Origin of the sequence: Maritalea mediterranea (assembly GCF_021568695.1) — a bacterium.
Classification (GTDB): domain Bacteria; phylum Pseudomonadota; class Alphaproteobacteria; order Rhizobiales; family Devosiaceae; genus Maritalea; species Maritalea mediterranea.
Genome location: NZ_JAKGTI010000002.1, coordinates 438,373 through 457,353, shown reverse-complemented (window position 1 = coordinate 457,353; position 18,981 = coordinate 438,373). Strand labels below are relative to the sequence as shown.

At 53.9% G+C, this 18,981-nt stretch carries 22 protein-coding genes; 8 read left to right on the top strand and 14 right to left on the bottom strand.

Annotated features, from left to right (window positions below):
• Window positions 1-9: 9 nt before the first annotated feature.
• Genes pgeF through lgt form a run of 3 tightly spaced genes read right to left on the bottom strand, consistent with a single transcriptional unit; the run spans window position 10 to window position 2,695 of the window.
• Window positions 10-780 (bottom strand): peptidoglycan editing factor PgeF, encoded by a 771-nt coding sequence (gene pgeF / locus L1I42_RS11250; protein ID WP_236114621.1) that lies wholly within the window; start codon window positions 778-780, stop codon window positions 10-12.
• On the bottom strand, window positions 780-1,868 hold the full coding sequence (locus L1I42_RS11245; protein WP_236114620.1) for a class I SAM-dependent methyltransferase: 1,089 nt from the start codon (window positions 1,866-1,868) through the stop codon (window positions 780-782). Before L1I42_RS11245 ends, pgeF begins: the two co-directional genes overlap by 1 nt.
• On the bottom strand, window positions 1,865-2,695 hold the full coding sequence (gene lgt / locus L1I42_RS11240; protein WP_236114619.1) for a prolipoprotein diacylglyceryl transferase: 831 nt from the start codon (window positions 2,693-2,695) through the stop codon (window positions 1,865-1,867). The genes L1I42_RS11245 and lgt overlap by 4 nt, the downstream gene beginning before the upstream one ends.
• Window positions 2,696-2,872: 177 nt before the next feature.
• On the opposite strand from lgt, the gene L1I42_RS11235 reads away from it, so the two are divergent.
• The 5 genes from L1I42_RS11235 (at window position 2,873) to L1I42_RS11215 (ending at window position 7,060) form a co-directional block, all read left to right on the top strand.
• The gene (locus tag L1I42_RS11235) at window positions 2,873-3,112 is read left to right on the top strand and encodes an accessory factor UbiK family protein (protein ID WP_255769208.1); all 240 of its coding nucleotides are present in this window, start codon (window positions 2,873-2,875) and stop codon (window positions 3,110-3,112) included.
• A 292-nt stretch (window positions 3,113-3,404) separates the two neighbouring features.
• Window positions 3,405-3,905 carry a type III secretion system chaperone family protein gene (locus L1I42_RS11230; protein ID WP_236114618.1) on the top strand — a complete coding sequence of 167 codons (501 nt, stop codon included), beginning with the start codon at window positions 3,405-3,407 and terminating at the stop codon, window positions 3,903-3,905.
• Window positions 3,906-4,727, top strand: a complete 822-nt coding sequence (proC, locus tag L1I42_RS11225) for a pyrroline-5-carboxylate reductase (protein WP_236114617.1) — start codon at window positions 3,906-3,908, stop codon at window positions 4,725-4,727.
• A 1-nt stretch (window position 4,728) separates the two neighbouring features.
• Window positions 4,729-5,070, top strand: a complete 342-nt coding sequence (locus tag L1I42_RS11220; RefSeq protein ID WP_236115052.1) for a tRNA-binding protein — start codon at window positions 4,729-4,731, stop codon at window positions 5,068-5,070.
• Between the two features lie 193 nt (window positions 5,071-5,263).
• The gene (locus L1I42_RS11215; RefSeq protein ID WP_236114616.1) at window positions 5,264-7,060 is read left to right on the top strand and encodes a diguanylate cyclase domain-containing protein; all 1,797 of its coding nucleotides are present in this window, start codon (window positions 5,264-5,266) and stop codon (window positions 7,058-7,060) included.
• A 24-nt stretch (window positions 7,061-7,084) separates the two neighbouring features.
• Here the strand turns inward: L1I42_RS11215 and L1I42_RS11210 are convergent, their stop codons facing one another.
• Window positions 7,085-7,618, bottom strand: coding sequence for a MarR family winged helix-turn-helix transcriptional regulator (locus tag L1I42_RS11210; protein WP_236114615.1), 534 nt, complete (start codon window positions 7,616-7,618; stop codon window positions 7,085-7,087).
• 157 nt (window positions 7,619-7,775) lie between these two features.
• Here L1I42_RS11210 and L1I42_RS11205 point away from each other — a divergent pair, with 157 nt between their 5' ends.
• The gene (locus L1I42_RS11205; protein WP_236114614.1) at window positions 7,776-8,666 is read left to right on the top strand and encodes a branched-chain amino acid aminotransferase; all 891 of its coding nucleotides are present in this window, start codon (window positions 7,776-7,778) and stop codon (window positions 8,664-8,666) included.
• Between the two features lie 50 nt (window positions 8,667-8,716).
• Here the strand turns inward: L1I42_RS11205 and L1I42_RS11200 are convergent, their stop codons facing one another.
• The 6 genes from L1I42_RS11200 to L1I42_RS11175 are packed head-to-tail and all read right to left on the bottom strand — an operon-like array spanning window position 8,717 to window position 13,649.
• Window positions 8,717-9,172 (bottom strand): molybdenum cofactor biosynthesis protein MoaE, encoded by a 456-nt coding sequence (locus tag L1I42_RS11200; RefSeq protein WP_236114613.1) that lies wholly within the window; start codon window positions 9,170-9,172, stop codon window positions 8,717-8,719.
• Complete coding sequence (locus L1I42_RS11195) at window positions 9,172-9,423, bottom strand: MoaD/ThiS family protein (protein ID WP_236114612.1); 252 nt, start codon at window positions 9,421-9,423, stop codon at window positions 9,172-9,174. Before L1I42_RS11195 ends, L1I42_RS11200 begins: the two co-directional genes overlap by 1 nt.
• Window positions 9,420-9,974 (bottom strand): CDP-diacylglycerol--glycerol-3-phosphate 3-phosphatidyltransferase, encoded by a 555-nt coding sequence (gene pgsA / locus L1I42_RS11190; RefSeq protein ID WP_236114611.1) that lies wholly within the window; start codon window positions 9,972-9,974, stop codon window positions 9,420-9,422. The genes L1I42_RS11195 and pgsA overlap by 4 nt, the downstream gene beginning before the upstream one ends.
• A 34-nt stretch (window positions 9,975-10,008) precedes the next feature.
• Window positions 10,009-11,895: an excinuclease ABC subunit UvrC gene (gene uvrC, locus L1I42_RS11185; protein WP_236114610.1), complete on the bottom strand. Its 1,887-nt coding sequence runs from the start codon at window positions 11,893-11,895 to the stop codon at window positions 10,009-10,011.
• A 24-nt stretch (window positions 11,896-11,919) separates the two neighbouring features.
• The gene (locus L1I42_RS11180; RefSeq protein ID WP_236114609.1) at window positions 11,920-12,669 is read right to left on the bottom strand and encodes an SDR family oxidoreductase; all 750 of its coding nucleotides are present in this window, start codon (window positions 12,667-12,669) and stop codon (window positions 11,920-11,922) included.
• Window positions 12,669-13,649 (bottom strand): calcium/sodium antiporter, encoded by a 981-nt coding sequence (locus L1I42_RS11175; RefSeq protein WP_236114608.1) that lies wholly within the window; start codon window positions 13,647-13,649, stop codon window positions 12,669-12,671. Before L1I42_RS11175 ends, L1I42_RS11180 begins: the two co-directional genes overlap by 1 nt.
• Before the next feature lie 238 nt (window positions 13,650-13,887).
• On the opposite strand from L1I42_RS11175, the gene L1I42_RS11170 reads away from it, so the two are divergent.
• On the top strand, window positions 13,888-14,499 hold the full coding sequence (locus L1I42_RS11170; protein WP_236114607.1) for a hypothetical protein: 612 nt from the start codon (window positions 13,888-13,890) through the stop codon (window positions 14,497-14,499).
• On the opposite strand, the gene L1I42_RS11165 is transcribed toward L1I42_RS11170, so the two are convergent.
• Genes L1I42_RS11165 through L1I42_RS11155 form a run of 3 tightly spaced genes read right to left on the bottom strand, consistent with a single transcriptional unit; the run spans window position 14,491 to window position 16,772 of the window.
• Window positions 14,491-15,354 (bottom strand): DMT family transporter, encoded by an 864-nt coding sequence (locus tag L1I42_RS11165; protein ID WP_236114606.1) that lies wholly within the window; start codon window positions 15,352-15,354, stop codon window positions 14,491-14,493. The genes L1I42_RS11170 and L1I42_RS11165 overlap by 9 nt on opposite strands.
• Window positions 15,354-16,418 carry a DUF1176 domain-containing protein gene (locus L1I42_RS11160; RefSeq protein WP_236114605.1) on the bottom strand — a complete coding sequence of 355 codons (1,065 nt, stop codon included), beginning with the start codon at window positions 16,416-16,418 and terminating at the stop codon, window positions 15,354-15,356. Before L1I42_RS11160 ends, L1I42_RS11165 begins: the two co-directional genes overlap by 1 nt.
• A gap of 12 nt (window positions 16,419-16,430) precedes the next feature.
• On the bottom strand, window positions 16,431-16,772 hold the full coding sequence (locus tag L1I42_RS11155) for a 5-carboxymethyl-2-hydroxymuconate Delta-isomerase (RefSeq protein ID WP_236114604.1): 342 nt from the start codon (window positions 16,770-16,772) through the stop codon (window positions 16,431-16,433).
• Between the two features lie 152 nt (window positions 16,773-16,924).
• Between L1I42_RS11155 and L1I42_RS11150 the strand changes: the two genes are divergently transcribed.
• The gene (locus L1I42_RS11150; RefSeq protein WP_236114603.1) at window positions 16,925-17,842 is read left to right on the top strand and encodes a DMT family transporter; all 918 of its coding nucleotides are present in this window, start codon (window positions 16,925-16,927) and stop codon (window positions 17,840-17,842) included.
• A 142-nt stretch (window positions 17,843-17,984) separates the two neighbouring features.
• Here L1I42_RS11150 and L1I42_RS11145 read toward each other — a convergent pair whose 3' ends face one another.
• Window positions 17,985-18,419: a hypothetical protein gene (locus L1I42_RS11145; RefSeq protein ID WP_236114602.1), complete on the bottom strand. Its 435-nt coding sequence runs from the start codon at window positions 18,417-18,419 to the stop codon at window positions 17,985-17,987.
• Between the last annotated feature and the right edge of the window lie 562 nt (window positions 18,420-18,981).

Below are 18,981 nucleotides of genomic sequence, written 5' to 3'. Positions count from 1 at the left end.
TAATTTTTGTCAGAAAATTGCAATGGCCGAGAGCTGCCGACCGGTCTTTGTGCCCAAATGAGTCGCCTTGCGGTGGGAGAAATAGGTCGCATTGTTCGCATATGTGCAAATATTGAGATTGACCGCCGTGTGCAAATGCGCCGATTCGAGCTGGTGCATAATAGTGCCGGGCAGGTCAAAATGCGGTTTAACTGCGCCGGGCGGGTAGGGAAAATGGCTTTCAAGCTCCGGCCAGTCCTTAAGCACATTTTGTTTGAACTCGTCGCCCACCTCGTAATTTTCCGGGTGGATGCAGGGGCCGAGCACCGCGTGAATTTTGTGGCGGTTGGCGCCCAGCTCTTCCATGGCGTCCAGCGTGCGGTGGACAATGCCGCCCACCGCGCCTTTCCAGCCCGCATGGCAGGCGCCAATCACCTTGTTTTCCGAGTCGCAGAACAGCACCGGGCCGCAATCCGCCGTTTGAATGCCAATGGCGGTGCCTGGAATGTTGCTCACAATGCCGTCACCCTCGGGGCGGCTATCCCAATCAGCTTTGCCGTTAAATTGCACAACATTGATGGAGTGAACCTGTTTGAGAAGCCCCATCTGGGAGGGTTTTACGCCCAACTCCTTTGCAATCAGGGTCAGATTTTGGTTCACATTGTCCGCGCTGTCACCCTGTTTGGTCGACACGTTCAAGCTGTCAAAGGGCGCAGGCGACACACCGCCTTCACGACCAAAAAAGCCGTGGGCGATGCCGTCAAAACTCAAATGATCTGCTTCAAGCGCGTATTTTGTCATCAGCCTGCCTCAAAAGGATAGGGTACCATATTTTTCGATCCGATGGCCTGCACCTTAAAAAGCTCACCCATTTGTTGGGCCCCAATAAGACGGTCAAGATCATTTTCCACCTTTTGCTTCGCGTCGGGGATATGATCTATGATGGCTTTGGCGCGCATTTCGATGCCCATGGCTTTCAAGAATTGACCTTGGGTGATCAAGGGGCAGATATTGAGCCGCTCCCTGTCTAGCTTTTCAGTCAGCGCTTCAAAATCTACATGGGCCGTGATGTCCGCTTCGCCGGGATGATCGAGCGGGTCGACCATTTTGTGTTTTTCCAGGGCTTGCAACGTTTCGCCGGTCTGGGTTTGGGCATAGCCATAATCAATGGCGAGCAGGGCACCTGTCTTTTCCGCCAGCAGCGCACCGAGCTCTTCCATGTTTTTTTGCGCCGGATAGGCCATTTCCCAAATGGCATTCTCTTCCGGTGTGCCCAATTGCGGTGGAAAGGCATCAGCGGGCATCGGGGTGGGGGATAGGCCCCAGACCCGTTGACCGTCTTTCAGGCCCACCAGCCGTTCATACCAATTGCCCTTGATATATTGGAACTGCTTGATCGGCAGGGCGTCAAAAAATTCATTGGCGATCGAGATGATCGGGCCATCCACCTCTTTCAGCTGATGAATTTCTTCCACCCAACTCAGCGTGACGCCCTTGATCTTCTCTGCTTGCTGCTGCTTCAGCACCGGATTGGTTTCCAGCAATTGCACATTGAGTGCATCCAGCAAGCCTGGCACGCTTTGAAAAATGCGCACCATATCGGCCATCAAGGTGCCGCGGCCGGGGCCAAGCTCAACCAGGGTGAGGCGGTTCGGTTTGTCGAGCTGCTGCCATATTTGGGCCACCCACACGCCCAGCATTTCGCCAAACATCTGGCTGATTTCCGGCGCGGTGATGAAATCACCAGTGCGCCCCAGCGGATCACTTTTGCGGTAATAGCCCAGCGTCGGGTGGGTAAGGCACAAATTCATATAGGTCGATAGAGACATGGGACCCTGCGCTTCAATCTGCACATTGATCAGATCAGACAAGCTGAGTTGATCGCTCATATAGCGCGGCCTCCTTTTTTGCGGCGTCCGGCATTGATGATCAGGGCGATGCCAATCAGCCCCACAGGGATGGAGAGGGCCATGCCCATGGTCAGGCCATAGGGCAACAGGCCGATATGGGCGTCCGGCTCGCGCACAAATTCCACCAGAATGCGCGACAGGGCGTAAATCACAGCGAACATGCCGGCCACCAGTCCGGGCTTGCGCAGCGCCATCGCATTGTGGGTCGCGACGCGCAGAATAATGAAGCAGAGCAAGCCTTCCAACAGCCCTTCATAGAGCTGGCTGGGATGGCGCGGCTCTGGCCCGCCCTCGGGAAATACAACGCCCCAGGGCATGGTGGTTACACGCCCAAAAAGCTCACCATTGATGAAGTTTGCAATGCGGCCTAAAAACAGCCCGATAGGGGCAATGGTGCCCATCAGATCCAGAGCGGAAAGTGCATTTTGCTTGACATGTCGGGCGTAGAAAATGGCCGCTAGTGCTACGCCGATCAGCCCGCCATGGAACGACATGCCGCCTTCCCAAACGGCGAAGATCGACAGCGGGTTTTGCAAATAATAATCGCCACCCACCAGAATGGAATAGAACAGCACATAGGCAAGACGGCCGCCCAAAATCACGCCGATAATGGCCCAAAACACAAAGTCGGACAGTTGGGCGGCGCTCATGGGAGGCGTGGATTGGTGCCAGAGTGGCTTTTGTTTCAACAGGGCGCGGCCATAAAAATAGGCGAAGCCGATGCCCGCCAGATAGGCAAGGGCATACCAGCGAATGGCCAGCGGGCCGATCGAGATAGCAATGGGATCAATATCGGGGAAGGGCACGTTGGTTCACGTTCCTGTTCTTGTTTCACTCTTGCGGGTCCCAATGACCTATGGTCAGGACCCAAATCAGCAGTTGGCGACAGCTTGCCGCCCCTTTGGGGGCTGGTCAAGCCGCAATTGGGTGCTTACATAGGGCATATAGAACTCACGTACCCTTTTTGAAAGGCAGGTACAATTATGCGTGAAGGCAATAAGTTTTTCGACGATTTGAGCAAATTGATGAATGATGCCGCTGGTGTGGCCGATGGCGTGCGCCGCGAAATCGAAACCGCAGTCAAATCGCAAATGGAGCGTGTGGTCAATGATATGGAATTGGTCAAACGCGAAGAATTTGAAGCGGTGAAGGCGCAATTGGCGGCGCAGAATGAAGAAATTGAGCAGCTCCGCGCTGATCTCGATAAGCTGAAAAAGAAGTAATCTGTACCAATTTGAACCGGGTTTCCGGTGGATAAGTTACTGTTCTTAACGCCTCATTAACCATCTCGGGCCGATCATCAAAAAATAATGATGTGGGATTCTCCTTTTGCCGGGTTTCCCATTTGATGGTCGGTGCTAGGCTTTGTCGCAACGCGGTAGATTCGCAAAGGCGACGCACTCTGACCAGCGCGTAGGTCCAGAATTCGGGCCAAATCTTGAGTATCTTTGCGTATCTAAATCGGGTGAGCTTCGGGTTTGCCCCCTGCAACACGAGCTTTTTGCGAGGCGCATTATGTCGCTATTACAGATGGAACAGGATCGGGTGGTACACCCGGTGGATATTATCGAGCATATTGCAGGCATCAACGATTGGGTCTTTGAGCGCCAGGATGCTGACGAAATTGCCATTTCGGTCAAGGGCAGCTGGACAGACTATCATGTTTCTTTTTCCTGGATGGAAAATCTGGAATCGCTGCACATTGCCTGCGCGTTTGATCTGAAGGTGCCTGAGGCGCGCCGCGCTGAAGTTAAACAGCTGGTCACGCAGATTAATGAGCAATTGTGGATTGGCCATTTTGACATTTGGCGCAAAGAAAATATGGTTCTGTTCCGTAACGCGCATCTATTGAGTGGCGGGGCGGAAGTGTCTCCTTCCCAGTGCGAAGCTTTGCTCAATTCTGCAATTGAAAGCTGTGATCAATATTATCAGGCCTTTCAATTTGTGGTTTGGGCTGGCAAGCCTGCCGCAGAAGCGCTGTCGCATGTGATATTTGAAACGGTGGGTGAGGCATAAATGTTATCTGATGTGGGGCCGGTTGTTCTTGTTGGCGCTGGCAAAATGGGTATGGCCATGGCTGATGGCTGGCTGGATGCCGGCCTTTCGCCGGATCGGTTGATTCTGGTTGATCCCAATCCTTCTTCGTCCGTGCGCAATAAAGCGTCGACTGTTGGCCTCACCATTTACCAATCGGTGCCCGACAAACATGCACAGGTGGTGGTGTTGGCGGTCAAGCCGCAAGTTGCCGACGATGTGCTGGCCTCAATCAAACCGGCCATTGGCGACGAAACGGTGCTGATTTCTGTGATGGCCGGGATTTCTATTGCCAAAATGGAAGAACTGTCCGGGTGCGCCAAAGTGATCCGCGCCATGCCCAACACGCCGGCACAAATTGGCAAAGGCATTACGGGGGTATTTTCGAATAAAGCCGTCGATCCACAAGACCGGATGGTTGCTGACAATCTGCTCGAAGCTGCCGGCACGGTCGCCTGGCTAAATTCTGAGGATGACATCAACAAGGTCACAGGTGTTGCCGGGTCCGGGCCAGCTTATGTGTTTTATATGGTTGAGGCGCTGGCCGAGGCCGCGGAGGCCAATGGAATGCCGCCGGATTTGGCGATGAAATTTGCGCGCCAGACGGTGGTCGGGGCTGCGGGGCTGATGGAATATGATTCCCAGACCAGCGCCGCGCAATTGCGTGAAAATGTGACATCGCCCAATGGTACCACCTATGCCGGATTGCAGGTTTTGATGGCCGAAGACGGGCTGGAGCCGTTGATGGAAAAAACAGTCAGAGCCGCCATTGAGCGCGCTCGGGAGTTGGGTGACGATGAGTAAAATTGCCGAAGAAATCAGCTTTGATGATTTTATGAAGGTCGATATTCGCACCGGCACCATTGTCGAAGTGCGTCCGTTTCCAGAGGCTCGCAAACCGGCGCACATTATGCTGATCGATTTTGGCGACGAGATCGGCATCAAAAAATCATCCGCGCAGATTACAGTGCATTATGAAGCTGACGATCTGGTTGGGCGGCAGGTGATGGCTGTGGTCAATTTTCCACCACGGCAAATTGGACCCTTTCGCTCGGAAGTGCTCACCTTGGGCTTTGAAGACGAAAAGGGCGATATTGTGCTTGCCGCCACCGACAAAAAAGTACCAAACGGCCAGCGCTTGATGTAGCGCATTGCCGAATTCTCATCGGTTCTAGGCGTTAAAACGGCGTTTTAGTCGGATTTTGACGCCTTTTTCTTTGCGAAATCTCGATTTTCACGCCGTTTTTGTTATTTAAAGTAACGTGCAATCAATCTTTTGCAGCCAAACTGTTTAACAATGTGCAACGCACATCTAGGGGTTTTGGTTGGGGATAAGGGTTTTGAAGGTCTCAAGTGCCGTCCAGCACGGCAAGATCTTTATTGCTTCATTTGTGATGTTCGTCATCTTGGCCAGTATTGGCGTGGTCTTGGCGCACATGTCTCATGGTGTTGCTGTTTTTTGGCCCGCGAACGCAGCCATGGTCGCCTTGATTCTGGTCCTTGGTTTAGCATATCTGCCCTCCGTGCTATTGGGCGCACTTCTCGGTAATATTGCGAGCCTTTTGTTGTTTGGCGACCCGTTGCTGTTGGCCTTTGGGCTGCCCATCGCCAACAATTTAGAGATTTTGCTGGTCAGTTTGGGGCTGCGGGCACTCAAACTGGATGAAGCTCCTGTGGAGACGCCCGCAACGTTCTTTATTTTGTTGGGCACCCTGATTGCGGCAGTTTTGCCGGGGGCCCTGATTGGCGCCTACTTTTTAAATGTCGAGCTGAATTTGCCGTTCACAAAAAGCCTGACCTATTTGTGGGCAGGGGACACCGTGAGCTCAGTGATCGTTTTGTTGCCTTTATTATCAACCGGTTGGCCGCAATGGCGTGGTCTGTGGCCAAAAACGGTGGCAGTGCCAAGACTGATAAAGTCATTCGCTGTATTTCTCGCTTGCTCGATCTTCGGGTTGGCCGCGCTTTATGCGTTGAACTTGCCCATGGCTTTGGCGTTTATGGTGCCGAGTTGCTGGCTCGCGCTTAAAGGTAAGCCGTTCAAAGTTGCCACAGTGGGTTCTTTGCTGGTCGTTGCCGTTTCATTGGCTGTGGTGTTTGGTTGGTGGCCACAGCCCCAAACTGATCTTAGTTTGCGTGATCAGGTTTTTGAGGCCCAATTGCTGACCTTGCTGGCTGTTTTGCCGTTTTATGCGATATCAGTCACTGTTGCCGACTTGGCGCGGTCACGGGCGCTGATCACCAAAAGCAATTTGCAATTGTCCATCACGCTGGCGAACATGAACCAAGGTGTTTCCTGCTTTAATGCCGATCATAAACTCACGGTCTGGAATGATAAATATGTCGACATGTTCGGTATGCAGCAATCGGAAATCTATGAGGGCGTAGGTTTTATGGACATGTTAAGATCGCAGCAATTGAGGGGTAATTTTGAGGGAGACCCCGCGCTCTATCGGGACAAGCTGGAAAAGACATTGCTGTCAAAAGACGTTTTTGTTGCGGAAACACGCATGGCTGATGGACGCATTATCAAGTCGGTTCATTCTTCGACCCCTTTGGGGGGATGGATCGCCACCCATGAGGATGTCACCGACATCAGGGCGTTGGAACGTCGTTTATCGTATGAGTCTACCCATGATGCACTGACCAATCTTCCCAACAGGCGTTATTTTGACAAGGAAATTGATCGGAAAATCAAAGAGGCAAACGCGGCTGGGTTGCCGCTCACCTTGCTATTTGTAGATCTTGATCATTTCAAGCAAGTCAACGACATGAACGGGCATAATGCGGGTGATGCGCTTTTGCGCCATGCCGGCGAAATGATCTTAAAAGCAATTGACCCTTCCGATTTTGCGGCCCGTCTTGGCGGGGATGAGTTTGCCATCATATCGGGGCGGTTCCGCACTGTTGAAGAGGCAGAAATGCTGGCTTTAGATGTTAAAAATGCACTTGGAACACCGCTGGACATTGAGGGGCATCAGCTAAGCTGCAAGGTCAGCATTGGCATTACCCGGGCGCAAGGGGCCGAGGTTGATGCGGAGCGGCTGCGTGCAGAGGCGGATATGGCGCTTTATGGGGCCAAGCGGGCAGGTCGCGGCCAACACCAGGTTTTTGAGAACGGCGTTGATGTCGCCTGACGCGCGCCAGCCCGTCGCTATGGGTTAGTCGATATCGATCAGGCTTAGATTTTTCAGCTTACTGTGATCTTCTGGATCGATCATTTCCACGAAAAACTTTGCGACAGTATCCTTGGTTTCGGGGGGGAGCTTGTCCAGTGCCTCACGCATGCGTTGCGATTGGTTGGCGGACAGTAGGGTGAAAAATTCTGCGCCTTGTTCCGTAGGGTACAACAGGCGTTTGCGCCGGTCTTTCTGGCCGGTACGTTGCTCGATATAGCCATTATCAATCAATTGTCGCAGCACACGTGCCAGGCTTTGTTTGGTGATTTTTAACAGGTCCAGCAGGTCCGCCACAGTCATGCCCGGACGCAAATTGACGAAATAGAGTACCCGATGGTGGGCGCGGCCAAAGCCTTGCCGCGACAAAAGCTCGTCCGCCTCATGCACAAAATCCCTGTAGGCGAAGAATAAAAGCCCCATCAGATCAAGGGGCATGGCGTCCATTTTGTCCTGTGACGCATTTTCTTTTTCAGAATTTATGTCAGCCTTGTTGACATTTATTTTGTTGGCTGTCATGCTTCACCCTGTTCACAGTTTGATTTACACTTATCCCAAAGCTGGGGCCATTTGCCAAGATCGGCAGCTTGCCAAATCTAAATTTTGCAGTTTGATGGCCCGGCAATGTGATAATCAGAGAAATTTCGGGCCAAAAGCCGATGTTAGGGAGAAGAAAATGGCCGGTGTACCTTTAGACCAACGCGATGGTTGGATCTGGTTTGATGGGGAAATGCGCGAATGGAAAGAGTGCAAGGTGCATGTGTTGACCCATGCGCTGCACTATGCGTCGAGCGTGTTTGAGGGACAACGGGCGTATAATGGTGAAGTGTTCAAACTGCATGAGCACTCGGAGCGGTTGCGCAAGTCTGCCAATATTTTGGACTTTGAAATTCCATATTCTGCTGATGAGATTGATGCGGCTTGCCGTGAGGTGTTGGAGAAAAACAACCTGACCAACGCCTATATGCGTCCCTTGGCGTGGCGCGGTTCACACGAGCTTGGTCTGGGCGCCCATAATAATCCGGTCCATTTGGCGATTGCCGCCTGGGAATGGCCGAGCCTGTTTTCTATGGAAGAAAAGCTGAAAGGCGTACGCCTGGCCTGGTCAGATTGGCAGCGCCCTGCGCCAGATTCTGCGCCCTTTGCGTCTAAGGCGTCGGGTCTTTATATGATCTGTACACTGTCCAAACATGCCGCAGAAGCCAAAGGCTATTCCGATGCGCTGATGCGCGATTATCGCGGCTATGTGGCGGAAGCAACTGGCGCGAACGTGTTCTTCATCAAAGATGGTGAGATCCATACGCCGAAGCCGGATTGTTTCTTGGATGGCATCACCCGCCGCACCGTGATCGGTCTTGCCAAGGAGCAAGGCATCAATGTGATTGAGCGGATCATCAAGCCTGAAGAGATTGGTGAGTTTGAAGAATGCTTCCTCACGGGCTCTGCGGCGGAAGTGACCCCTGTCGCTGAAATTGAAGGCACCGTGTTTGAAAAGCGCGAAATTTGCCAGAAAATGATCGAAGCCTATGCCGAGGCGGTGCAGCCGAAAAAGGCCGCTGCTGAGTAAGCAAGGTTCTCAAGAGAATTGAAAAACGCCGCTTCGATTGAGGCGGCGTTTTATTTTGTCCACTTTTCTTTGGCGGTTTCGTCGGTCTCGCGTGCATCCACCCAATAGCTGCCGTCAGGCCCCACTTCCTTTTTCCAAAAGGGTGCATCAGTTTTAAGCCAATCCATCACATAGTTTGCGCCGTCAAAAGCGGACTGCCGATGATGGCTGGCGGCCATCACCTGCACAATGGGTTCGCCCACCTGCATTTCGCCAAAACGGTGCACCACCTCGATGGCCAGCAGGTCGAAACGATCAGTCGCCTCCTGCGCAAAACGCTCAATCTGCTTTTGCGCCATGGTGGGGTGGTGTTCCAATATCAGTGCCCGGATCGGCTTGTCAGGGGTGGAGCGCACCAGCCCGGTAAAGGTCGCCACCGCGCCTGCCTCGGGCAGATCGCGTGTGAATTGATTGACCAAGGCACCCGCGTCAAACATTTCTTGCTGCAAATTGACGGTGACGGTCATTATCCCCCCGTCATGGGCGGGAAGATGGAGAGTTCTTTGGCATTGCCCAATGGCGTATCCAGCTCCACCAACTCATCATCCAAGGCCACTCGAAATACGGTTTCCGGCGGCAAAATGGCGGCAAAATCTTCATCCGTTGCGCGCAGGTGGTCAAGGGCATCCGCCACAGTCTGCACGCTCTCCGGCAGCGCCAGCTCTTGCTGGTCGCGGTTCAGCCGTTCACGTATCCAGGCGAAATAGCGAATAATCATTTGGCTTCCGCCTTGCCTGTCAGTTTCGGCCAGGCGCCTGCGAAATATTCATAGCCGGTATAGACCGTCAACGCCGCGGCCAGCCATAGCAGGCCATGCGCAGCGGAGCCGACACTGGGCACCAAGGGCACAACCATAAAGATGGCGAGCGCCACCAATTGCACCGTGGTTTTATATTTGGCCAGCTTCGAGACATGCACGGTGATTTGCGCATTGCCCAAATATTCGCGCAAGCCCGCCACGGCAATCTCTCGGAACATGATCGCAATTGCCAGCCAGGTTTCGATCAGGTTGAACTCGCCCGTATAGGCGAAGGCAATCAGCAAAGTGCCGACCAACAGCTTGTCCGCGATGGGGTCCAGCATGCGCCCCAGGTCTGAGACAATGTTCATTTTGCGGGCCAGATAGCCGTCAAGATAGTCGGTGAGGCACGCCACGACATAAAGGGCAAAGGCCACCTGCCGCGCAATATCATTGTCGATAAAGACCAGCCAGATGATCACCGGAATCGCGACGATGCGAAAAATGGTCAGAAGATTGGGCAAGTTCATAAGGGTGCCTTTATGTCGGAAATTTTGGCCGAGTTTATGACCTATTGAAATAGTCGTAAATGGTCTGTGCCATTTGTTTTGAAATGCCGGGCACCGATTGCAGATCAGCCAGCGCTGCACGGCCCACGGATTTGGCGGAGCCGAAATGGTTGAGCAGATTGCGCTTGCGGCTGGGCCCAATGCCTTCGATCTCATCGAGCGGGTTTTTCACAATCGCTTTTGAGCGTTTGGCCCGGTGGGTGCCAATGGCAAATCGGTGCGCTTCGTCGCGCAGGCGCTGCACATAATAAAGCACCGGGTCACGCGCCGGCAGCATAAAGGGCTCGCGGCCTTCAATGAAGAAGGTCTCGCGTCCCGCATTGCGCTCTTCGCCTTTGGCGATGCCGATCAGCGTGACTTTCTGCGGCAGGTCGAACTGCTCCAGCACTTTGCGCACAGCGCTCAATTGCCCCTTGCCACCGTCAATCAGCAACACATCAGGCCATTCCGGCATTTGGCTCGGGTCTTTCAGTAGATCTTCATCGGGCGCTTTATATTCATTCACCAGCCGTTTGAACCGGCGAGTGAGCACCTCATTCATCATGCCGAAATCGTCGCCCGGGGTCAGCTCTTCGGACTTGATGTTGAAGGTGCGGTAATGTTTTTTGGAGAGGCCTTCGCGCCCCGCCACCACCATGGCGCCCACCGCATGGGTGCCCTGAATGTGCGAGTTATCATAAATCTCGATGCGTTTGGGCGGCTCGTCCAGTTCAAAGGTTTTGGTCATGCCTTCCAAAAGGCTGGTTTGTGAGGCGCTTTCCGCCAATTGCCGCCCCAGCGCCTGGCGGGCATTATCGAGCGCATGCTCCACAAATTGCCGTTTTTCGCCGCGCTGCGGGGTTTGCACGTCAATCTTTCGGTCGGCCCGAATGCTGAGCGCTTCCTGCAAGAGTTTCGGGTTCTCCACCGGATGCGAGAGCAACACCACTTTGGGCGGTGTGCGGTTTTCATAAAATTGCGCCACAAAGGCTTCCAGCACTTCCCCCTCCTCAAGGCTTTTGTCAGCCCGCGGATAATAGGCACGGTTACCCCAGTTTTGATGCGCGCGGAAGAAAAACACCTGAATGCAGAACCGGCCTGCTTCTTGGTGAATGGCGAAGATGTCGCCTTCAGACAGGCTTTGCGCGCTCATATCGCCTTGCGACTGGATCATGGCCAGCGCCGAAATCCGGTCACGCAACATGGCAGCGCGCTCAAAGTCCAGTTCTTCTGAAGCTTGCTGCATTTCTTTCGACAATTGTGCCTGCACGCTTTTCGACTTGCCGGACAAAAAGTCTACGGCATCCTGCACCAGCTTTTGATAATCCTCGATGGAGATTTCCCCGGTGCAAGGGGCAGCGCAGCGTTTGATCTGGTGCTGCAAGCAGGGGCGGGTGCGGCCCTGATAATAGCTGTCGGAACAATTGCGCAGCAAGAAGGCTTTTTGTAGTGCGGTGATCGTGCGGTTCACTGCGGTCACCGAGGCAAAGGGGCCAAAATAATGGCCCTTGCGGCGGCGCACCCCGCGGTGCTTGGTCAGCTCGGCTGCTTCGTGCTCGGTGGCCAGCAAAATATAGGGGAAGCTTTTGTCGTCGCGCAGCAACACATTATAGCGGGGCCGCAAGCGCTTGATCATATTGGCTTCGAGCAGCAGCGCCTCACTCTCGGTGTTTGTGGTCACAAACTCCATGGAGCGGGTGGCCGCGATCATGCGGCCAATGCGCACCGAATTGCCTTCATAGCGGGTATAGTTGGTCACCCGCGCCTTGAGGTTGCGGGCCTTGCCCACATAGATCACATTCTGCTGTTCATCCAGCATGCGATAAACCCCGGGCCCAGAGGGCAGGGTTTTCACAAAGCGTTTGATGATGTCTGGGCCGGGGGATGCGGTTGGTTCGTTCATTGCGACTCAAACATAGCGCAAAAACTAATTTGTTTCACCAATATCAGTCCACATCAGATGCTGCCCGCCATCCATGGCGATCATTTGTCCGGTTACTGATTTGGCGTTGAGGAAATAGCGGACTGTGTCTACGATTTCGTCCAGCGCCGGGCCAGTTTTTAACGGCAGACTTTTCAGTTCGTCCTCAAAATCAGCCTCGGTCTGATGTTCATTTTGCAGGGTGGGGCCGGGGCCAATAGCATTGACGCGGATGCGTGGTGCCAGCGCTTGCGCCAGCGTTTGGGTTGCAGTCCACAATACCGACTTTGACAGCGTATAGCTGAAAAAGCTCGGCTTGAGCGCCCAGACCCGCTGGTCAATCATATTGACAATCAAGCCTTGTTGATCGTCTGGTAATTGTGCCGCGAAATGCTTGGCCAAAAACATGGTGGCTTCCGCGTGTACGCTGAAGTGTTTGTGCCAAAGCTCGTGGGTCAGGTCGTCAATGTTGTCCGGTTTAAACAGGCTGGCATTGTTGATCAACCCGGTGAGCGGCCCAAAATGCTTGGCGGCACGCTCCACCAGCGTGTCATATTGGCCGGCGTCGGTCAGGTCCGCGCCTTCAATGGCTGTTTTGCAGCCTTGCGCGTTCAGCTTTTCAGCCAGCTTGGCGGCTTCGTCGTCTGAGCGGTTATAATGAATAACCACCTGATGCCCGTCTTTGGCCAGGCCCTCGGCCATGGCCGCGCCGATACGGTTAGCGGCGCCCGTGATGAGAAAAGTTTGTTTTTGCATTATCCAATGGGTAGCCCTTCAGCCAGTTCGTGTCCAATTTGGAAAACAACCACAAGATACACGAGATAGGCGATGGTCATCACCCCACCTTCAATTTTGCCGATAGCGCGGTGCATAAACACGATCGGTGCCAGAGCGATGGCGATAAACAGCATGACCCAATAGTCGAAAGCCATAAAGTTGGGTGCCACTTTCAATGGTACGATCAGGGATGTGATGCCCAGGATCGACAAGATATTGAAGATGTTGGAGCCCACCGCATTGCCAATGGCCACGGCGGAGTGGCGCCGCAGCGCCGCTGCCATGCCGGCGGCCAGTTCAGGCAGCGAGGTGCCCAGTGCCACGATGGTTAGGCCTACAGCGCTGTCGGCCACGCCCCAGATTGCGGCAATGTCCAACGCGCTGTCTGTCGTCAGCTTGCCGCCCAGAGGCAGGCCGATGATACCGATGATCAAATAGATCGCGATTTTTTTCGGATCTTCCGGCGCGTCCTCAATCTCTTCCATCAATTCTTCGATGTTCTGGCCACGCTTGCGCATTTTGTTGGCTTCAAACCCGTTATAAAGCAGGTAGCCGGCCAACAGACCCAGAAAAATCAGCCCGTCCACATGGTTGATCACCCCGTCAATGCTCAAAATGATCAGCAGCACTGAGACGATGATCATAAAGCTGGTGGAGCGCCGCAATCCTGTCTGCTTGCAATCAATGGTAAAAAACAGCGCCGGAAAGCCCAATACCAATAGAATGTTGGTGATATTGGAGCCGACAACATTGCCGATCGACAGTCCCGACGCGCCGTCAAGCGCAGCGGAAATTGAAACAACCAATTCAGGTGCGGATGTGCCGAAGGCGACGACTGTTAAGCCAATGACCAGCGGGGGAATACCCATGCGATTGGACACGCCAACCGCGCCACGCACGAGCAAATCACCAGTAACAACGAGCGTGGCTAATCCCAAGATGAGCAGAAAATAGGGCATTGCAACCTTTTTGAACGATCATTTGCGACAGCTAGATACTAGATATGCCGCAAAACACAAGAGCACTTGATATGGTATGTGTGGACGAGATTTAAAGGTATTGAGTTCAGTTTCCAACCTTTTCATCGAAAAATGTTTGATTTGGTGTTTGTGATTGTTCTCACAATCTTGTTAACGCACTGGCCAGTCAATCGGATTTGCGCCAAACTCCGGCTTTTGGAGAAAGGGACGTTGCCATATGATCACAACTACACATGTGCTAGTGGCAGGTGCCTTACTGACCCGACGTGACGCGCCGCGGCGGCAGAATATTTTGGCCTTTGTGGGCGGTTTTGTGCCGGACCTTTCGGTGTTTATCATGGTGGCCTATTCGGCCATCACCGGGGTTGGACGCGGCAATATGTGGCGCAGTCCAGATGGGCTTTATTGGCAGGAACCGTGGCAAAGCTTTTCGGCCATCTCCAACTCGATACCGCTTTATGCGCTTTTGATCCTTTCGGGCTGGTTGCTGGCCATGAATGTGCCGCTTTACCGGCATTATTGGCGTTTGATCAGCATCTTTGCGGCGGGGGCGCTATTGCATGTGGTGATGGACTTTCCCGTCCATACTGACGATGCGCACGTGCATTTCTGGCCGATCACGGATTGGCGATTCTATTCGCCCGTTTCCTACTATCAAAGCGCCAATTACGGCGAAATTGTCAGCGCCATTGAGCTGGTGGTCGGTGTGGGGCTGGCGGCCTTGCTGATGTGGCGGTTCCGTGCGGTTTGGGCGCGGGTATTTATTGTCGCATTGCTGGTGCCCTATTTTATCTCGCTCGGTTTCATTTTCCGCACCTTTTTAAGCTGATTTGGCCTTCGCCACGGTGGCGATGCCAACCCCGGCCAAAATCAAGGCTGTCAGCAAGGCGAATTTCAGCGTGAGTGGCTCGCCCAACAACACCACCCCGGCGATGGCCGCAAGGGCGGGCACGCTTAACTGCACGATGCCCGCGCGGGTGCGGGTGAGGCCAGGCAGGGCGGTGTACCAGATCGCATAACCCATGCCGGACGCCACGGCACCGGAGGCGATGGCCAACGCCAGACCTTTAAAACTGATAAGGGCCGGATTGAGCTGGAGCAAAAGCACCGGCACGATCACGATTGAGCCGATCAAAAAGGCGCGCCAGAAGTTGCCCGCCGTGTCGAGGGTGGGGGTGGTTGAGCCGCGGCCCAGGAGTGAATAGACGCCCCAGGCGATACCGGCGCTGGCCATCAGGCCGACCGCGATCAGATTTGGTGCCTGGTCAAATCCGGGGCTGACAAGCGCGACAAACCCGATCAACGCCATGGCAAGACCGGCTATTTCCAAGCCAGTCGGTCGATCCCCTTTAACAATGGCGGTGCCCAGCATGGTGAATTGTACCATTGCGAACAATATAAGCGCGCCCATGCCTGCCCCCAGCCATAAATAGGCGATGGAAAACCCGATGGCATAGACGAACAGCGCCACAGCGCTGCGCCAGTCGCCAGCAGCGGCAATCTGTTGAACGCTTTTGCGGTTCACCAACATGGCGATCAGCACCAATGTCAGCGCCCCGGACCCGAGGCGCAGCAGGGTGAAATTGTAAGGGTCGATGGCTTGCTCAGCCAAAGCTGCGCGGTTGAGCAGCGAGTTGGCGGCGAAGGCCACCATCGCCAGACTGGTCAGTAGAAATAGGCGCACTAATCGGCCTCGGGAAAGATTTGCGGGTAGCTCAGGTCCGCGTTTTCATCATAATCGAGACCGCAAATGGGCTGGTAATAATATTCGCGCAATTGAAGCCCGTAACCGGCCCATTGCCACGTGCCCGAGCTGCCGCAATCGCCCAATCCGCGGAATTTGTTGAAGGACGAAATGGTGATGCTATGCCGGTCGAGCGAGGGGTTCACCAGCATGTCCGTCGACGTCCAGCCGGTGCTGTCATTATAATCGACAAAATGCTGTGCGCTCGCGATTTGCTGTGCTTGATCCCAGACATAGAAGCGGAAAAGATAATTGTAAGCACCAGCCGAGCAAGGCAGCATAAACAGGCTACGGGTCTGGTCGAGCTGCATATTTTCCCATTCGTCGCTGAACTCATGATCTGGGCCAAATTCGCACTGGTCGCCACCAAAATGCATATCCTTGATCGCTTGCGGGACGGTCGCAGGCGGATTGGGTAGGGCAAAGGCCCGTTGCTGATCTCGCGGTGCATATCCTGCGAGGCGCGGGCTGCCGACGGCGTCTTGCTGCTCATCTATCCACAACAAAGAAGCGGTGAGGCCACTTAGCGAGAATTGCAATTCTTTCCGGCCCTGATCGGTATCCAATTCGATGTTGAGGGTTTGGTCGGCCAACATTTTGTGCAGCAAATGCCGGGCGTTGTTGCCCAAAAAGAAAAAATCATTGATCGCGCCAAAGGCTACAAAATCTTCTGTGCGTTGGAAAAAGAGAAAGTCAGGTTCTTCGCCGATGGTGACAAAACTGTCGTCGGTGGCCATGGTGGCAACAGTGGACAGCGAAATTTCCCAGGCGTCGGTGCCGGAGTTTCGGCCCACGCGCAACACATAATCTGCCACGATGCCGCTAGGCGGATTGGGGTTGATATAGGCGGTGGCAGAGCAATAGCCAGTGGTGGGGCGGCAAGCGGCCAACCAGTCTTTGAAATAGCGACGGTCTTCGCCAAAGGTTTCGGCGCTGGCACTGGTGGGCATTGCGATCATTGCCGCCAGCAGGGCGAAGCCGAGATTTTGAACAAGGCGGTGCATGTCTTAACTCCTTTAGCGTGAGGCCTTCACATAGGCGCTTGTGAGGTCCTCGATGTCAACAGAGAAGCTCGCAGCCTCTGGCAGCTTTTCCATCAACAGGTCGAGCAGGTTTTGGGTAAGTTGCTTTTTAGTGGCTTCATCACGCCCCGGCAGCAGCTTGATGGTCGCGTGCACAAAATGGTCATTCTCCAAGGCTTGCACATTTTGGCTGTAGTCAATGGCTCGCACTTTAATTGCGGCGGGGTTCGGAAAGGTGGGGTGGGCTGCCATTTGGTCGAAGATTTCCAGACACACTTCTCGCATGTGCTGATCACCTGCCAAATAACGCGAATGCTCAACAATAATGTGCGGCATAAATGATTTCCTTTTGTGATGGGCTCATTTGCAAATGTCATCCTCGACGACGTATTTGGCGTAGGCAAGTGATCGTTTCGCTGCTAGCGTTAGGCTCTTGCCGCCTCTGCGACTATATCGCGGTTCTGTCTATTGTGAATAGGGAATTCAACATGTCTGTGCTTCAGGTGCCGGCCGACGCCAACGTGGCCAAAGGGATCAGCCTAACGCTAGCCGCAATTCTTGTGTTTGGGGTGCAGGACGTGATGGTCAAAATCATGGTCAATGATTATCCCTTCACCCAAGTTGTGATGGTGCGCTTTTGGGGTGTGGGCGTGTTTATTCTCGCATGGTTGTGGCGCGAGGGTACGTTGCGCACCGCGTTCAAGAGCAAAAGGCCACTGTTGCAAATCACGCGCGGCACCCTTTTGGTGACGGACATCTGGTGCTTCTCGGCAGCTCTGACCTTTTTGCCGTTGGCCGACACGCAGGCGATCTTCATGTTGTTCCCGATTGTGACCACCATGTTGGCGATTCCTTTGCTGGGCGAGCAGGTGGGGCTTATCCGATGGGTGGCGATTGTTGTTGGGTTTATCGGCACCCTGATTGTGATCCGCCCTGGCTTTCAAGAGTTTAATATGGGCGTCATTTTCCAGCTCGGTGCGGTGTTCAGCTTTGCGGGCTACACCATTGTGACCCGCATGCTGGCACCCCATGACCGTACGTCCACCTCTATGGCCTATATGGCGCTGGTGGGCATTGTGCTGTCGACCGCTGTGGGCATCACCAGTTTTGAAAATTTCGGCCCAAAGGGTTGGTTGATGATTGGCGGAATCATCATCACCGCCAATATTGCCCATACACTGTTCACCATGTCGCTGCGTGAAGCCCCGGCAAGCATTTTGCAGCCCTTTAACTTTATGATGCTGCCCGTGGCAATTGTGTTCAGCTTTATCGCTTTTGGCGATTTGATCGATGGCATCAGCCTGATCGGCGCGATGATCACCGTAGGCGCGGGTCTGACCGTGTGGTGGCGAGAGCGGCAGAAAAAAATACGGACAGGCGCGGGCATTCGCGGAGAGATCAGATAGGGGATGATCGCGAGGTCATGCCCAACACCTGTCCGATTTAGAAAGACGCAACCCGGATAATCTGGGCCCTTGCGAGGCATGAGATGAATGCCGCCCAGCTTATGCCGGAGTTGCGCCTATTCTATCGACCGATTTCTACTCGCTACCGGTCGACAGTTTCTTTGCCTTCCCCTCCAAACCGGGTGGCAAGGAAACTCATCAGGGCGCCGATGATGATGCCGTCAACTATGGACCAGGCACCTGAGGAGAAGATCGCCCCCTCCCCAAAGATGGCCACAGCCACCGCATCAAATTCGGTTTGTGCCAACATCCATAAAATCAGCATCATAAAGCCGCCGATTAACGGACCGCGCACCCACCAGGGCATCGGCATATGCAACACCGGATGGTAGGTCAAAACCCCCATGATTCCGATGAAGCAGCCCATCATTATGAGGTACAATGCCACGCCGAGCCGGAACGTCATCGATAAATCCGGCACAAACAGCGGCAGTGCAAAAAATGCGATCAAACCAAACGCCAACCCGATGATTTTGCCTATTGCGGCACGGCGTATTAAAGAAGGCTTTTCCAACATTTCTCGTCCTCTTGAGGTTAAGTTATCTGATCGGAGCAGGCCTTTATTTGATATAAATCAAATAGCGGGCCGAAAATGCTCCACTAATGCAGAAATGCACGGCCGATCTATTTGTTTCCCCTATTATCCTGCGCAGCACCATTGGCCCGGTTGGCTTAGCCACCGGGTTTTTGAAGGATTTGCGGTACGCGAGGTCATATTCAACTCGGCATCCTAGGTTTAAGCGTGAGGCAAACATGACCCCGCGCAGCAAGGATTTTTCCATATCTCAATGGATTTCGGAGGGCTGACCCTTATATCTCCCGCGCCATGGGGGCGCTGCCGTTGGTGGCGGGCAAATCCAATTGAGCTGGCCACCCTTTCGCGTCCGACTGGGTGCCTTGCTCTTTTCCCACATGAGGCAAGCCCCATCTTTCCCCTTGTCCGTCAACAAGCCGCTGGAAAGCGTTGGTGCGAAAAGTGGGGCCATTATACCACCGGCCAGCGGGGCGGGGATAAGTTTTTGTTGGTCCGGTGGGAAGTTTGGCGTGCGTTTTGTGTTTGAGCCTATTGAAAGATTTTG

Coding starts and splice junctions, on each gene's coding strand:
- pgeF (WP_236114621.1), bottom strand. CDS start 780: ATGACAAAATACGCGCTTGAAGCAGATCATTTGAGTTTTGACGGCATC.
- L1I42_RS11245 (WP_236114620.1), bottom strand. CDS start 1,868: ATGAGCGATCAACTCAGCTTGTCTGATCTGATCAATGTGCAGATTGAA.
- L1I42_RS11235 (WP_255769208.1), top strand. CDS start 2,873: ATGCGTGAAGGCAATAAGTTTTTCGACGATTTGAGCAAATTGATGAAT.
- L1I42_RS11230 (WP_236114618.1), top strand. CDS start 3,405: ATGTCGCTATTACAGATGGAACAGGATCGGGTGGTACACCCGGTGGAT.
- proC (WP_236114617.1), top strand. CDS start 3,906: ATGTTATCTGATGTGGGGCCGGTTGTTCTTGTTGGCGCTGGCAAAATG.
- L1I42_RS11210 (WP_236114615.1), bottom strand. CDS start 7,618: ATGACAGCCAACAAAATAAATGTCAACAAGGCTGACATAAATTCTGAA.
- L1I42_RS11205 (WP_236114614.1), top strand. CDS start 7,776: ATGGCCGGTGTACCTTTAGACCAACGCGATGGTTGGATCTGGTTTGAT.
- L1I42_RS11200 (WP_236114613.1), bottom strand. CDS start 9,172: ATGACCGTCACCGTCAATTTGCAGCAAGAAATGTTTGACGCGGGTGCC.
- L1I42_RS11195 (WP_236114612.1), bottom strand. CDS start 9,423: ATGATTATTCGCTATTTCGCCTGGATACGTGAACGGCTGAACCGCGAC.
- pgsA (WP_236114611.1), bottom strand. CDS start 9,974: ATGAACTTGCCCAATCTTCTGACCATTTTTCGCATCGTCGCGATTCCG.
- uvrC (WP_236114610.1), bottom strand. CDS start 11,895: ATGAACGAACCAACCGCATCCCCCGGCCCAGACATCATCAAACGCTTT.
- L1I42_RS11180 (WP_236114609.1), bottom strand. CDS start 12,669: ATGCAAAAACAAACTTTTCTCATCACGGGCGCCGCTAACCGTATCGGC.
- L1I42_RS11175 (WP_236114608.1), bottom strand. CDS start 13,649: ATGCCCTATTTTCTGCTCATCTTGGGATTAGCCACGCTCGTTGTTACT.
- L1I42_RS11170 (WP_236114607.1), top strand. CDS start 13,888: ATGATCACAACTACACATGTGCTAGTGGCAGGTGCCTTACTGACCCGA.
- L1I42_RS11160 (WP_236114605.1), bottom strand. CDS start 16,418: ATGCACCGCCTTGTTCAAAATCTCGGCTTCGCCCTGCTGGCGGCAATG.
- L1I42_RS11155 (WP_236114604.1), bottom strand. CDS start 16,772: ATGCCGCACATTATTGTTGAGCATTCGCGTTATTTGGCAGGTGATCAG.
- L1I42_RS11150 (WP_236114603.1), top strand. CDS start 16,925: ATGTCTGTGCTTCAGGTGCCGGCCGACGCCAACGTGGCCAAAGGGATC.
- L1I42_RS11145 (WP_236114602.1), bottom strand. CDS start 18,419: ATGTTGGAAAAGCCTTCTTTAATACGCCGTGCCGCAATAGGCAAAATC.